The sequence below is a fragment of the Flavobacterium fragile genome (assembly GCF_023634865.1).
GTDB lineage: Bacteria > Bacteroidota > Bacteroidia > Flavobacteriales > Flavobacteriaceae > Flavobacterium > Flavobacterium fragile.
Window position 1 is genome coordinate 33,615 of sequence record NZ_JAMLJN010000010.1, and the last position, 14,526, is coordinate 48,140.

Genomic DNA, 14,526 nt, shown 5'->3' on the forward strand with positions numbered 1-14,526 from the left:
ATGATAAATCTTGCATTTTAACAATTGTTTGTAGAATTTTGGGGTTTTAAAAATAGAACAATGGAACACACACATTATATAAGTTCAGATTTATTGTCGATTGAAATGATTAATGAAATTGTTTTTCAAGGCAAGCAATTGGCATTATCTGAAGAAGCGATTGTAAATATTGAAAAATGTAGAAAGTATTTAGACGATAAAATGCAATCCAACTCAACACCAATTTACGGAATTAATACTGGTTTTGGTTCGTTATGTAATGTGAAGATTTCGAATGAAAATTTATCAAAACTTCAAGAGAATTTGGTAAAATCGCACGCTTGCGGAACAGGAGAAGAAGTACCTCATGAAATTGTAAAAATCATGTTGTTATTGAAAATTCAATCGTTAAGTTACGGGCATTCAGGTGTTCAGTTGATAACGGTGCAACGTTTGATTGATTTTTATAATAATGATATATTTCCAGTAATTTATACTCAAGGTTCGTTAGGCGCTTCGGGAGATTTAGCACCATTAGCCCATTTGTCTCTACCCTTATTAGGTGAAGGTGAAGTTTATTTAGATGGTTTCAGACAACCCGCTGCAAAAGTGTTAGCTAAGTTTGGATGGGAACCAATCGTTTTACAATCCAAAGAAGGTTTAGCATTGTTGAATGGAACGCAATTCATGAGCGCTTACGGAGTTTATTGTTTGATTAAAGCTGAGAAAATTTCTTATTTAGCCGATGTCATCGGAGCCGTTTCTTTAGAAGGTTTTGATGGAAGAATTGAACCTTTCACTGATTTAATTCATTTAGTTCGTCCTCACAAAGGTCAAGTACAAACGGCTGAAAGAATGCGCGATTTATTAGAAGATAGTGAAATTATTGCACAGCCCAAAGTTCATGTTCAAGATCCATATTCTTTTAGATGCATTCCGCAGGTACATGGTGCTTCGAAAGACACTATTGATTATGTAAAAAAAGTGTTTCGTACCGAAATCAACTCGGTAACTGATAATCCAAATATTTTCGTTGGAGAAGATATGATTATTTCAGGAGGAAATTTTCATGGGCAGCCTTTAGCTTTAGCTTTAGATTTCTTAGGAATAGCGCTATCAGAATTAGGAAACATTTCGGAAAGAAGAACGTATCAGTTAATTTCTGGTTTACGAGGTTTACCAGCATTTTTAGTAAATGACCCAGGATTAAATTCCGGTTTCATGATTCCACAATACACAGCTGCAAGTATTGCTAGTCAAAACAAACAACTTGCATCACCAGCTAGTGTTGATAGTATTGTTTCTTCAAACGGACAAGAAGATCACGTGAGTATGGGAGCTAACGCTGCTACAAAAACGTTACGAATTGTAGAAAACGTAGAACGTATTTTAGCTATTGAATTATTAAATGGTTCTCAAGCGTTAGAATTTAGAAGACCTTTGAAATCAAGTGAGTTTATAGAAAGTTTCATAAAATCCTATAGAGAAGAAGTTTCGTTTGTATCGGAAGATCGAATTTTGCACTACGATATTGAAAAATCGGTTACTTTTTTGAATAGTTTCCAAATAGAAATGGAAGATTAAATAATATTTATAAAACTAAAAAGCTCAAGATTTTCTTGAGCTTTTTTTATGATTAAAACAACTTTAATTGTTTAGTTCTCCTAATGTTTTATGAACTTTTCTCTTATGGTGAGTTTGCTTTAAGTTTTCGTTTCCAGAAATGATACTAATATTTCCATCGATTTCAAACATAGCTAATTTTACGTCTTTATAATATTCGATTCCATGTTCTCGCATTGCCTCTTCTAATTCTTCTGATGAAATTCCTAATTTTGCTAATGTTTTGAATTCGATTTTTCCATTATGAATTAAAACTTCTGGTTTGTCTTGAATCAATTCTTTAATAAATGAAGAATTTTGCATCACTTTTTTAAAAACATAATTAATTAAGAAAAGTGAGAACGCAGCAATCATTCCACCATACAAAGATGTATTTGCACCTACCATGGCATTTTGAACCGAATTACTAATCAATAAAATTAGAATGATATCAGCTGTATTAAGTTGGGAAAGCTCTTTTTTTCCAAATATTCGCAACGCAATTATCATAAAAAAATAGATAGCTACACTTCTTAATATGATGTCTAGATAAGGGTTCATGATTTAATTAAATTGAATTATTTCCACTTAAAATTTTTCTCAATCGCCTTAATCATTTCGCCTGCAATATCTTTTTGAGTTGCGCCTTCAATTCCTTCTAAACCTGGAGATGAATTTACCTCTAATAGTAATGGTCCTTTTGACGAACGAATGATATCAACTCCAGCTACTTTTAAATTCATAGCTTTTGCTGCTTTAATAGCAATTCTTTTTTCATCAGCTGTGATTTTTACTACAGAAGCGGTTCCGCCCATATGAATATTAGCTCTAAATTCACCTGGAGCAGCTTCACGTTGCATAGCAGCAACAACTTTACCATCTACTACAAAGAGTCTCAAATCTTTACCATTAGCTTCTTTAATAAATTCTTGAACTAAAATATTTGCATTTAAACTCTTAAAAGCATTAATTACCGATTCAGCTGCTTTTTTTGTTTCTGCCAAAACAACACCTTTTCCTTGAGTACCTTCTAATAATTTTACTATCAATGGAGAGCCTCCAACCATTTTTATTAAGTCGTCCGTATCCAAAGGTGAATTAGCAAATCCGGTTGTTGGAATATCGACACCATTATTTAATAGCAATTGTAGAGAGAAAAGTTTATCACGCGATTGTGTAATAGCAGAAGAACTATTTAAAGCAAATACTTTTAAAGCTTCAAATTGACGTGTTACAGCGCAACCATAATAGGTCATGCTTGGTCGAATTCTTGGTATTACTGCATCAAAATCATTCAAAACTGTACCACCTCGATAGTGAATTTCGGGTTTTGTGGCATCTAATTTCATGTAGCAATATTTCAAATTTAAGAAGTGCATTTCATGTCCTCTTAATTCTCCGGCTTCTAAAATACGTTTGTTGCTATATAATTCGGGATTACTCGCTAGTAAGCCAATTTTTAATCCTTTTTTTGTTTCATTAGAAGCGTAATAATATTCTTTTAATTTTTCTGTAGTAGGTTGGCCTAATAAGTAACGTTTTTCAGGATCGACTAAAATACGTCCTGACATGGCTTCTCGACCCAACAGCATTCGGAATCCCATTGAATCTCTGTTGGTTAAAGTAACTTCAATTTCCCATGTTTTCCCTCCAATTTCGAGTTTTGTTTTAATAACATAGCGCTGCTCTCTGAACCCGCTGGAACTTTTTACTACCCTTTTGTCAATAAGAGGGGCTTCACAATGAATTACAGTTTTTACATTGTTTTGGATGGGATTGATGTCAAATTTTACCCATTTTTCATTGTCTTTTTCAAATGTAACGATGTTAACAGCATGTAATGCAGATGTTTTAGCACCAGAATCAACACGTGCTTTGATTGTTGGAATTCCTAGTGTAGGGAAGGAGCACCATTCTTCACTACCAACGATAACTTTGTCTTGCATAAATGAATTGTAATTTAGAACTAATGTAGTATTTTTTTTAATACATCTGCTAATTCGGTAAATAAAAAAAACCAAGCTTATGAGCTTGGTTCTTCTAGTTTTTTAATTTCAATTTTGAGTTCTTGAGTGGTTTCATCTAAATCCATGAAAATTTGGTCACCTTCATGAATTTTATGTGTGATGATTTCCTCAGCAAGAGCATCTTCTACATATTTTTGAATTGCTCTTTTTAAAGGTCGTGCGCCAAATTGTTTATCAAAACCTTTATCAGCAATGAAGTCTTTAGCTTTTTCAGAAAGTACAAGTGTGTATCCTAAATCTTTAACACGAGCATACAATTTGTCCATTTCAATATCGATGATTTTATCAATATCTTCTTTCTCTAAAGCATTGAATACAATTACATCATCAATACGGTTTAAAAATTCTGGAGCGAATGCTTTTTTTAAAGCATTTTCTATAATTCCTTTCGAATGTTCTTCTTTTTGTGCTTGTTTTGCTGCTGTACCAAATCCAACTCCCGTTCCAAAATCTTTCAATTGGCGAGCACCAACATTAGAAGTCATAATGATAATTGTATTTCTAAAATCAATTTTCCGTCCTAAACTATCAGTTAAATGGCCATCATCTAAAACTTGAAGCATCATATTGAATACGTCTGGATGTGCTTTTTCAATCTCGTCTAAAAGTACTACACAGTAAGGTTTTCTTCTTACTTTTTCCGTTAATTGTCCACCTTCTTCATATCCCACGTATCCTGGAGGTGCTCCAACTAATCTTGAAATCGCAAATTTCTCCATGTATTCACTCATGTCGATACGAACTAATGCATCTTCAGAATCGAATAATTCTTTCGCAATAACTTTTGCCAATTGTGTTTTTCCAACTCCAGTTTGACCTAAGAAAATGAACGAACCAATCGGCTTGTTAGGGTCTTTCAATCCTGCACGATTTCTTTGGATAGATTTTGCAATTTTTAATACCGCTTCGTCTTGTCCAATCACCTTACCTTTAATTAGTTCAGGTAAGTGAGCTAATTTATTACTTTCAGTTTGTGCAATACGATTTACTGGAATTCCAGTCATCATTGAAACAACATCAGCGACATTGTCTTCTGTTACTGTGACTTTATTATTTTTAGAATCTTCTTCCCATTGTTCTTGCGCAACTGCTAGTTCTTTTTCGATGCGTTTTTCATCATCGCGAAGTTTAGCTGCTTCTTCATATTTCTGTTTTTTAACAACGGTATTTTTAAGTTCGCGAACTTCTTCTAATTTCTTTTCTAATTCCAAAATTTGTTTCGGAACATCTATATTGATAATATGAACACGAGAACCTGCTTCGTCTAAAGCATCAATCGCTTTGTCAGGAAGGAAACGATCGGTCATGTATCTATTGGTTAATTTTACACAAGCTTCAATAGCTTCAGGAGTGTAAATTACATTGTGATGGTCTTCGTATTTTGGTTTGATATTGTTCAAAATGGTAATTGTTTCTTCAACTGATGTTGGTTCTACAATTACTTTTTGGAAACGTCTCTCTAAAGCGCCATCTTTTTCAATATATTGACGGTATTCGTCCAAAGTTGTTGCACCAACACATTGAATTTCACCTCTAGCTAAAGCAGGTTTGAACATGTTAGAGGCATCTAACGAGCCCGTTGCGCCACCAGCTCCAACAATTGTATGAATTTCATCAATGAATAAAATAATATCGTCATTCTTTTCTAATTCATTCATTACCGCTTTCATTCGTTCTTCGAATTGCCCACGGTATTTTGTACCAGCTACTAAGCTTGCTAAATCTAGTGTAACTACGCGTTTGTTGAATAAATTTCGAGATACTTTTTTCTTCACAATTCGCAAAGCTAAGCCCTCTGCAATTGCTGATTTTCCAACTCCAGGTTCTCCAATTAAAAGTGGATTGTTTTTCTTTCTACGACTTAGGATTTGAGAAACACGTTCGATTTCTTTTTCGCGTCCTACAACAGGATCTAATTTTCCTTCTTCAGCCATTTCAGTTAAATCGCGCCCAAAGTTATCCAATACAGGAGTTTTAGATTTTTTATTGGTTTTATTTCCGGAAGGAGTATTACTAAATCCGCTATCTTTTAAATTGTCATCTTGCCCTGAATCATCGTTGAAAGATTCTGCTTTGGGTAAGTTTTCTAAGTAATCGTCTTCGTTTGTCATCATGCCTGTGTATTGTTCTTTAACGGATTCGTAATCAATTTTTATTTTATTCAGTAATTTAGTCGTAGGATCATTTTCGTTTCTGAGAATGCAAAGCAAAAGATGCGCAGTACTAATTTCTGAATTATTAAAAAGTTTTGCCTCTAAAAAAGTAGTTTTTAGGGCTCTTTCAGCCTGACGGGTTAGGTGCAGGTTTTGCTTTTCAATATTTTGAATACCATTAGGATTGGCGGGGCTAAGAATTTCAACTTTTTTTCTTAAGTGTGATAAATCTACACCTAGATTATTTAGTATATTTATAGCTTTTCCATTGCCATCTCTAAGAATTCCCAACATTAAATGTTCTGTTCCAATAAAGTCGTGACCTAATCGCAAAGCTTCTTCTTTACTGTAGGTAATCACGTCTTTAACTCTTGGTGAAAAATTATCGTCCATAGCAATATTGTAATAAATGTAAAGGTACAAATTAATTCATGTTTTTCAAAAATCATGCCTTGTGTAAGTACTGTCATGCTAAGTGACAAAAAAAAAATTAAAAATGAAAGAATTTACATTTCAAATTATAACCAATTTGTAAATAAAATTGTTAATAAATTAATGAAATTAAGAGTTGAAAATTTACTTTAAAATACCAAAAAGCCGTATATTGGCACGTTTTAGTACTAATATATAATTTTAATATAAATACTTATGTCAGAAGGAGAAAAGTTAATTCCTATTAACATTGAGGATGAAATGAAATCAGCTTACATCGATTATTCGATGTCGGTTATTGTGTCACGAGCACTTCCTGATGTTAGAGATGGTTTAAAGCCTGTACACCGTAGAGTTTTATACGGAATGTATGAATTAGGAGTTCTTTCGAATAGAGCCCACAAAAAGTCGGCTAGAATTGTAGGAGAGGTTTTAGGTAAATATCACCCACACGGGGATAGTTCAGTATACGACGCCATGGTTCGTATGGCTCAGGAATGGAGTTTGCGTTACTTAATGGTTGATGGTCAAGGTAACTTTGGTTCTGTTGATGGCGATAGTCCAGCAGCGATGCGTTATACCGAGGCTAGAATGAAGAAAATATCGGAAGATATGTTGGCTGATATCGAAAAAGAAACAGTGGATTTCCAATTGAACTTTGACGATACGTTGCAAGAACCAACAGTAATGCCAACGCGTATTCCTAACTTATTGATTAATGGTGCTTCGGGTATTGCTGTAGGTATGGCTACAAACATGGCACCTCACAACTTATCTGAGGTTATTGATGGAACATTAGCTTACATTGACAATAACGATATTGATATAGATGAGTTAATTACACATGTAAAAGCACCAGATTTTCCAACAGGAGGAATTATTTATGGTTATGAAGGAGTAAGAGAAGCATTCAAAACGGGTAGAGGTCGTATAGTTATTCGTGCTAAAGTTGGTTTTGAAGAAGTTAATGGTAGAGAAGCTATTATTGTTACCGAAATTCCTTACCAAGTGAATAAAGCCGAAATGATTAAGAAAACGGCTGATTTAGTTAATGAGAAAAAAATTGAAGGTATTTCAAACATCCGTGATGAATCGGACAGAAATGGAATGCGTATCGTTTATGAATTAAAGCGTGATGCGGTTCCTAATGTAGTCTTAAATACACTTTATAAATATACCCAATTACAATCTTCTTTCAGTGTGAATAATATTGCATTGGTAAAAGGTCGTCCGGAAATGTTGAATTTAAAAGATTTGATTCATCATTTCGTAGAACACCGTCACGATGTAGTAGTAAGAAGAGCACAATTCGATTTAAGAAAAGCTGAAGAAAGAGCGCATATTTTAGAAGGTTTAATTATTGCTTCAGATAATATTGATGAAGTAATAGCATTAATTCGTTCGTCTAAAGATGGAGATGAAGCTAGAGCAAAATTAATCGAAAGATTTAATTTATCTGAAATTCAAGCTCGTGCTATCGTAGAAATGCGTTTGAGACAATTAACAGGTCTTGAGCAAGACAAATTACGTGCAGAATATGAAGAAATCATGAAATTGATTGCTTATTTGAAAGAATTATTAGCAAGCAAAGAAATGAGAATGCAAGTAATTAAAGACGAACTGATTGAAGTTAAAGATAAATATGGAGACGAGCGTCGTTCTCAAATCGAGTACGCTGGTGGTGATGTAAGTATCGAAGATTTAATTGCGGATGAAAGTGTAGTAGTTACCATTTCTCATGCGGGTTATATCAAACGTACCTCTTTGTCAGAATATAAAACGCAAAATAGAGGTGGAGTGGGCCAAAAAGGTTCGGCTACACGTGATCAAGATTTCCTTGAGCATTTATTTGTTGCTACAAATCATCAATATTTGATGTTCTTTACTCAAAAAGGAAAATGTTTCTGGATGCGTGTATACGAAATTCCAGAAGGAACCAAAGCAAGTAAAGGTCGTGCTATTCAAAACATCATTAATATTGAGCAAGACGATAAGGTTAAAGCGTTCATTTGTACACAAGACTTAAAAGATCAAGATTACATCAACAGTCACTATGTCATCATGGCGACTAAACAAGGTCAAGTGAAGAAAACACCTCTTGAGCAATATTCACGACCTCGTCAAAATGGTATCAATGCTATCACCATTAAAGAAGATGATGAATTGATTGGAGCAAAATTGACTACTGGAAATAGTCAGGTTTTACTTGCTGTTAAATCAGGAAAATTGGTACGTTTCGAAGAAGAGAAAACGCGTCCAATGGGAAGAACGGCATCAGGGGTTAGAGGAATTACATTAGCTGATGATAAAGATGAAGTTATTGGATTGGTATCTATCGACAAAGACAATGTTAACGATTCTCAAATTTTAGTAGTTACTGAAAATGGTTATGGTAAACGTACTAAATTAGTAGACGAAGATGGAGAAGATGTTTATAGAATTACTAATCGTGGCGGTAAAGGAGTAAAAACGCTTAACATTACTGAAAAAACAGGTCAATTGATTTCTATTAATGATGTTACTGATGAGGATGATTTAATGATTATCAATAAATCGGGATTAACCATTAGAATGAAAATTTCTGATTTACGTGTAATGGGAAGAGCTACTCAAGGTGTTCGATTAATTAATATTAAAGGTAATGATTCAATAGCCGCAGTAACCAAAGTATTACGTGAAGACGAATCTGAAAATGACGAGTTTGAAGGTGATATTGAAAATGGCACGGATATTGAAACTGAAAATAACGATTCGCAAGAATAAATTATAAGGCCCAAATATTTTTTGGGCTTTTGTTTAACCCAGATTTTATTACAATGAAAAAATTAGTATTAAGTGCAACTTTATTATTATCCGTTGCAACATTTGCTCAAAAAGATGAGCTAAAAACATTAAAGAAAATTTATAGTAAAAACGCTATAACTGAAAAAGATTTAGAAAATTACAAACTTGCAAGTGATGCTTTACAAACTTTAGCTAGTGAGGAATCAGACAAAGTTTATGCAAAATTTTACAAGGTGATGTATCCAACTGTTGTTTTAGCCTCAAAGGGTGAAAAAGCAACTTTGGAAGATCAAGTGAAACTTTATAATCCAGAATTTATTAAATCTTATGGAGAGGTAATAAATGAAACGTTAGAGTTTGAAAAAAAATCAGGGAAGAAAATATATACTGATGAATTAATTCAAGAGAAGGCAGAGTTTAAAAATGGTATTTCTTCTTTTGCAATGAATTTAAACAATGCAAAAAAATATAAAGAGGCGTCAGGTTTATTTTATTCATTGTATCTTTTTGATCCTATGAATGAAGGTAAGTCTTTAAAAAATGCTGCAATTTTATCAATTCAGGCTGAGGATTATAAGTTGGCTCAAAAATTATATGAAGAATATTTAGAAAGTGATTATTTAAATAAAGGAACTACTTATTTGGCTATTAATAAAGCTAATGAAAGTGAAGAGGAATTTAATAGTAGAGAGCATAGAAGTCAGTATATTACTTTAGGAACGCATGAAAAACCTAAAGATGTAAAAAATTCCACAAAAAAAGGAGATGTTTATAAGATATTAGCGATTTTATATACTCAAAATAAAGAAATTGAAAAAGCTAAAGTTGCTTATGCAGAAGCTCGCAAATTATTACCAAATGATGAAGAATTAAAGGATGGAGAATTCAAAGTTTATTACAATTCTGCTATTTCCTATTTAGCCGAAGAGCAAGATATTGTGAAAGAAATCAATGCTTCACGTGATAATTCAAAAAAATATGATGAACTAATGAAGAAAAGAAAAGAAATTTTCACAAAAGCATTGCCTGATTTAGAAAAAGCATATTCTATAAATCCGAATGATACCAATACTAAAAGTCTGTTGAAAACAAGTTATTTAATTACAGATCAACCAGAAAAAGCTAAAGCTTTTAACTAAAAAAAAAGTCCTGATAAAATCAGGACTTTTTTTATATAATTTTCTTTATAACCCTCAGTTTGTGAGTATGACGATTTGTTTCGGCATTGTAAATTCCCAAATGATCTAAGCGATCTATTCTTACCTTCCCGGAAGCGTGGATGATATAATTATTTTCCATCATTATTCCTACGTGAATGATATTACCTTCCTCATTGTCAAAAAAAGCTAAATCACCAGGTTCACTCTCTTCGATAAAACTTAAAGCATCACCTTGAGTGGCCTGTTGTGAGGCATCTCTTAAAAGTTTATAACCATTTAATTTATATACCATTTGTGTGAAACCAGAACAATCAATTCCGAAAGGTGTTTTTCCACCCCACAAATAAGGAGCATTTAAATACATAAAAGCCGTTTTGATTAAATCTGTTTTTGGTTTTTGACCACAAACTTTTACTCCTTCAAAACTATATTTACTGGTATTGATTTCTTCATTATCTAAAAAGGATAAGGAAGCTCCTAAAGTTATGGAAGTCAGTTGATTGTTCGGAGTGGTGATATATTCAACTAAATCTGCATTTAAAACAATTGGAGTATTGTTTAAAATTTGATATTGTTCTTCTGAAATAGCTATATATTGCTTAGAGTCAATCCAACCAATATAACCATCATATGCCAATTCGACTTGCACCCATTTTGCAGTCATTTCAATAATTTTAAAATGTTCGCCAAAAAGCAATTGCGAAACTTGTTCGCTTCTGTCATTGGCTTCCGCTCTTACGGGTACTATGGCTAAATTACAAATTCCAAACATGTTGGTTCAAAATAAGAAATGATGAATTAAGAATTCAATTACAAATGTAATTAAAATTCAAAATTCATCATCAGTAAAAGTTATAAATTATGCTCTTTCAATAACAATAGCTGAAGCACCACCACCACCATTACAGATAGCAGCTGCACCAATTTTTGCATTGTTTTGGTTTAAAACATTAATCAATGTAACTATAATTCTAGCTCCAGAACATCCAAGAGGGTGACCCAATGAAACTGCTCCTCCATTAACATTAATTTTATTATTATCTAATCCTAAAATTTTAGCATTAGCTAAACAAACAACAGAGAAAGCCTCATTAAATTCGAAGAAATCAACATCAGAAATAGCAATTCCAGCTTTGTCTAATGCTTTTGGTAATGCTTTTGCAGGAGCTGTTGTAAACCATTTTGGTTCTTGGGCAGCATCAGCGTATGATTTAATGTATGCTAAAGGAGTTAAACCTAAAGATTTTGCTTTTTCTTCGCTCATTAATACTAAAGCGGCAGCTCCGTCATTAATAGTGGAAGCGTTTGCTGCAGTAACTGTTCCTTCTTTTGTAAAAACTGGAGCTAATGCTGGAATTTTATCTAATTTTACATTAGTATATTCTTCGTCTTTTGTAATAACAATAGGATCACCTTTTCTTTGAGGTACTTCAACAGGAACTATTTCTGCATCGAATTTACCTGCTTCCCAAGCTGCAGCCGAACGTTGATACGATTGAATCGCGAAGTTATCTTGATCTTCTCTTGTAATATTGTATTCGGTTGCACATAAGTCAGCACAAACCCCCATAGCGTTATTATCATATGCGTCAGTTAAACCATCCTTTTGCATACCATCAACTAATGAAGTTGGTCCAAATTTTACACCATTTCTTAAGTGAACGTAATGAGGAATCAAGCTCATGTTTTCCATACCACCCGCTACAACGACTTCCGCATCTCCAGCCATGATAGCTTGAGCACCTTGCATAACGGCTTTCATACCACTAGCACAAACTTTATTTACAGTAGTACAAGCTACACTTTCCGATAAACCAGCGTATAAAGCAGCTTGTCTAGCAGGAGCTTGGCCGTTTCCAGCTTGAACTACGTTACCCATTAATACTTCGTCAACTAATTTAGGATCTAAATTTATTTTATTTAAAGCGCCTTTGATGGCAGCAGCACCTAATTTTGTGGCAGGTACACTAGATAAAGCTCCCATGAAACTTCCGATTGGAGTTCTAACGGCAGAAACGATAACTACTTTTTTATTCATGATAGAAAGGTTTTTATTTGAATTGCGAATTTACTATTTTTATTCGAAACGAGGCAAGGTTTTTAAGGTTATTCTAATCATTAAATTAATTTTATTTAGTTTTCGATAATTTGGTAAGGATTTTATTGATTAGCTATTTTATTGATTGTAAGTGTTTTTTGAAAAATTATAAAAAAATATTGAAAAAAACTCCCAAAAATGTTGTATATTTAAGAATGAAAATATACATTTGCAACCGCAAAAAAGATAAGTTCTTACAACAATAATAGGAGAGGTGCCGGAGTGGTAACGGAGCAGATTGCTAATCTGTCGACGGGTAACCGTCGCCAGGGTTCGAGTCCCTGTCTCTCCGCTTTTTTGTTTTCGGGGTGTAGCGTAGCCCGGTTATCGCGCCTGCTTTGGGAGCAGGAGGCCGCAGGTTCGAATCCTGCCACCCCGACAAAATAAATATTAGGTTGCGTAGCTCAGCTGGATAGAGCAACTCACTTCTAATGAGTAGGTCCCAGGTTCGAATCCTGGCGCGATCACAAAAAAGCCTTGCATTTGCAAGGCTTTTTTGTTTTTAGTGGTATTAATAAAACGTTCACAAAATTTATTCTACTCCACACACTTCAAAAATTCAATAAAATAGCTAGCTGGATTGGAAGTTGTTTTTAATGTTTCGGACATCAATTCATTTTTTAACACAAAATCTTTTGTTTCTCCTGCAAATTGAATACGCATTAAACTAATTGGGCTACTTTTTAGCTCTTCATAATTTGTTTTTGTAAAGTAGAAATAAGCAGTAAGGATTCGAATATTATTCTTTTCTTCTGAATTATAAGTTAAATCACTACAAACATCATCAAAGGCATGTCGAAGCGTTACAATTTTGCCATTCATTAGTTGAAAAATAATTTTAGAATTTTTAGATAAACAACTTGTTGGAATAAAATCATTATTTTTTTGAAGTTGTTGTAGGCTCAACATTGGAACACCATTGTTATTGAGTAATCCAAAAAAAATGAACTCTTTGTTATTACCAAAAATCTTTTCATTCATCAATTTATGTGGTAGCGTTTTAAGTGATGTAGAATCGGTTTTCTCTTCAACATCATAAACACAATCTTTTGTTTGAGCATTTATAGTAAAAGTAGATAATAAAAGAAGTAATAAAAGATTTTTCATATGGTTTATAATTTGGTGCAAAGTAAAATTAATTTTTCATTTTTCATATTCGTGGTGAAAAAAGCATAAACTGTTCCACCATCTGTAATTTTGAATTTTTTTTTGATTTCTTCAGGTTTTATGGGAAAATTTCGCGTAGAAACATTCATTTTTTTACCTTGAATATGTTGCGAAATTTCTTTTTTCTGAAACGGAACAATTGTATCAATTTGAAATTTTCTTCCAGGAAAATCAATAAACTCATCCGAAGTATATAAGTGTGAATGCTGGTGCAATTTTTCAATAGCAAATAATTCGGAAATGGCTTCAAATCTACCAGATTTCATTAGAGAAGCATTGGGTTCGTACAGATATTTTTTGGGTAAACTATACGAAGCAAAATACGCTTTTGAACTTTCAACTTTAGTAATTGTTTGTTTTTCTTTTTCCAAATTTACTGCAATAATTTCAGGTGATTTGTTGAAATTTTTATCAATTTTCCAGAGCAATTCTTTTACCTCATTATCAACAGCAACAATGTGAATTTCTGATACATTTTTTAATTCCAATAATCCGGCATGAAGGTCTAAAATAGGAGCGGTTTTGATTAAAATCGTGTCGGTAAATTGGTAATAAAAATCTTGTAAATCAACCACGTTTGGTAAACAATCCGCTAACATAAAGACTTTTACTTTTGCATGATTTCTTCTAGAAGGATCGATGTAAATGCAATCGAATTTCTTGTTCAATTGTTTTAAGATTTCTGTGCTATCGCCTTGATAACATTCAATATTCGTTGCTTGTAAAACTTCGAAATTATGTTTTACGATTTGAGATAAATCGGCATTCAATTCGCAATGAATAACCGATTGGAATTGTTTTGAAAAGTAGTAATCGTCAATGCCAAATCCTCCTGTACAATCAATCATTTTATCTCCTGAAACTAAGGAAGCCTTGTATTTAGCCGTAGTTTCTGAAGATGTTTGCTCAATAGAAATTTTCTCGGGATAAACGATATTTTCACTTGAAAACCAAGTTGGGAGTTTATCTTTTGCTTTCTTTTTTGCAATAATTTGGTTAATTAGTATTGTATAATTGATATGTGGAAAAGGATTTTTCTTCAAAGCTAATTTTGAAATGTCCGAATCCAAATTTTGATTGATAAAATTTTGTATTTCAGTCTGTAAAATAGATTTTAGATTCAA

At 33.0% G+C, this 14,526-nt stretch carries 10 protein-coding genes and 3 tRNA genes; 6 read left to right on the plus strand and 7 right to left on the minus strand.

The genetic code is table 11. The features are described 5' to 3' along the window. Positions 1–60: 60 nt before the first annotated feature. The gene (gene hutH / locus NAT47_RS10965; RefSeq protein ID WP_250582707.1) at positions 61–1,563 is read left to right on the plus strand and encodes a histidine ammonia-lyase; all 1,503 of its coding nucleotides are present in this window, start codon (positions 61–63) and stop codon (positions 1,561–1,563) included. Positions 1,564–1,626: 63 nt separating this feature from the next. Here the strand turns inward: hutH and NAT47_RS10970 are convergent, their stop codons facing one another. The 3 genes from NAT47_RS10970 to NAT47_RS10980 form a co-directional block, all read right to left on the minus strand. After that, positions 1,627–2,142 (minus strand): DUF421 domain-containing protein, encoded by a 516-nt coding sequence (locus NAT47_RS10970; protein ID WP_250582708.1) that lies wholly within the window; start codon positions 2,140–2,142, stop codon positions 1,627–1,629. 17 nt (positions 2,143–2,159) lie between these two features. Then, positions 2,160–3,527, minus strand: coding sequence for a 30S ribosomal protein S6--L-glutamate ligase (gene rimK, locus NAT47_RS10975; RefSeq protein ID WP_250582710.1), 1,368 nt, complete (start codon positions 3,525–3,527; stop codon positions 2,160–2,162). Positions 3,528–3,604: 77 nt separating this feature from the next. After that, positions 3,605–6,154 carry an ATP-dependent Clp protease ATP-binding subunit gene (locus tag NAT47_RS10980; RefSeq protein ID WP_250582712.1) on the minus strand — a complete coding sequence of 850 codons (2,550 nt, stop codon included), beginning with the start codon at positions 6,152–6,154 and terminating at the stop codon, positions 3,605–3,607. A gap of 255 nt (positions 6,155–6,409) precedes the next feature. Here NAT47_RS10980 and gyrA point away from each other — a divergent pair, with 255 nt between their 5' ends. Further along, the gene (gyrA, locus tag NAT47_RS10985; RefSeq protein WP_250582714.1) at positions 6,410–8,956 is read left to right on the plus strand and encodes a DNA gyrase subunit A; all 2,547 of its coding nucleotides are present in this window, start codon (positions 6,410–6,412) and stop codon (positions 8,954–8,956) included. A gap of 53 nt (positions 8,957–9,009) precedes the next feature. Continuing rightward, a complete protein-coding gene (locus NAT47_RS10990) occupies positions 9,010–10,116 on the plus strand; it encodes a hypothetical protein (RefSeq protein WP_250582716.1) in 1,107 nt (368 codons plus the stop codon). Positions 10,117–10,147: 31 nt separating this feature from the next. On the opposite strand, the gene NAT47_RS10995 is transcribed toward NAT47_RS10990, so the two are convergent. Beyond that, positions 10,148–10,909: a C40 family peptidase gene (locus NAT47_RS10995; RefSeq protein WP_250582718.1), complete on the minus strand. Its 762-nt coding sequence runs from the start codon at positions 10,907–10,909 to the stop codon at positions 10,148–10,150. A gap of 87 nt (positions 10,910–10,996) precedes the next feature. Continuing rightward, positions 10,997–12,175, minus strand: coding sequence for an acetyl-CoA C-acyltransferase (locus tag NAT47_RS11000; protein WP_250582720.1), 1,179 nt, complete (start codon positions 12,173–12,175; stop codon positions 10,997–10,999). Positions 12,176–12,443: 268 nt separating this feature from the next. Between NAT47_RS11000 and NAT47_RS11005 the strand changes: the two genes are divergently transcribed. The 3 genes from NAT47_RS11005 (at position 12,444) to NAT47_RS11015 (ending at position 12,702) form a co-directional block, all read left to right on the plus strand. Further along, a tRNA-Ser gene (locus NAT47_RS11005) sits at positions 12,444–12,527 on the plus strand. Positions 12,528–12,539: 12 nt separating this feature from the next. After that, positions 12,540–12,614, plus strand: a tRNA-Pro gene (locus tag NAT47_RS11010). A gap of 14 nt (positions 12,615–12,628) precedes the next feature. Further along, positions 12,629–12,702: transfer RNA gene (locus tag NAT47_RS11015), tRNA-Arg, on the plus strand. A gap of 70 nt (positions 12,703–12,772) precedes the next feature. Here NAT47_RS11015 and NAT47_RS11020 read toward each other — a convergent pair. Next, on the minus strand, positions 12,773–13,342 hold the full coding sequence (locus NAT47_RS11020; protein ID WP_250582722.1) for a hypothetical protein: 570 nt from the start codon (positions 13,340–13,342) through the stop codon (positions 12,773–12,775). A gap of 5 nt (positions 13,343–13,347) precedes the next feature. Then, entirely contained in the window at positions 13,348–14,526 is a 1,179-nt protein-coding gene (locus tag NAT47_RS11025; RefSeq protein ID WP_250582725.1) for a class I SAM-dependent methyltransferase, read from the minus strand.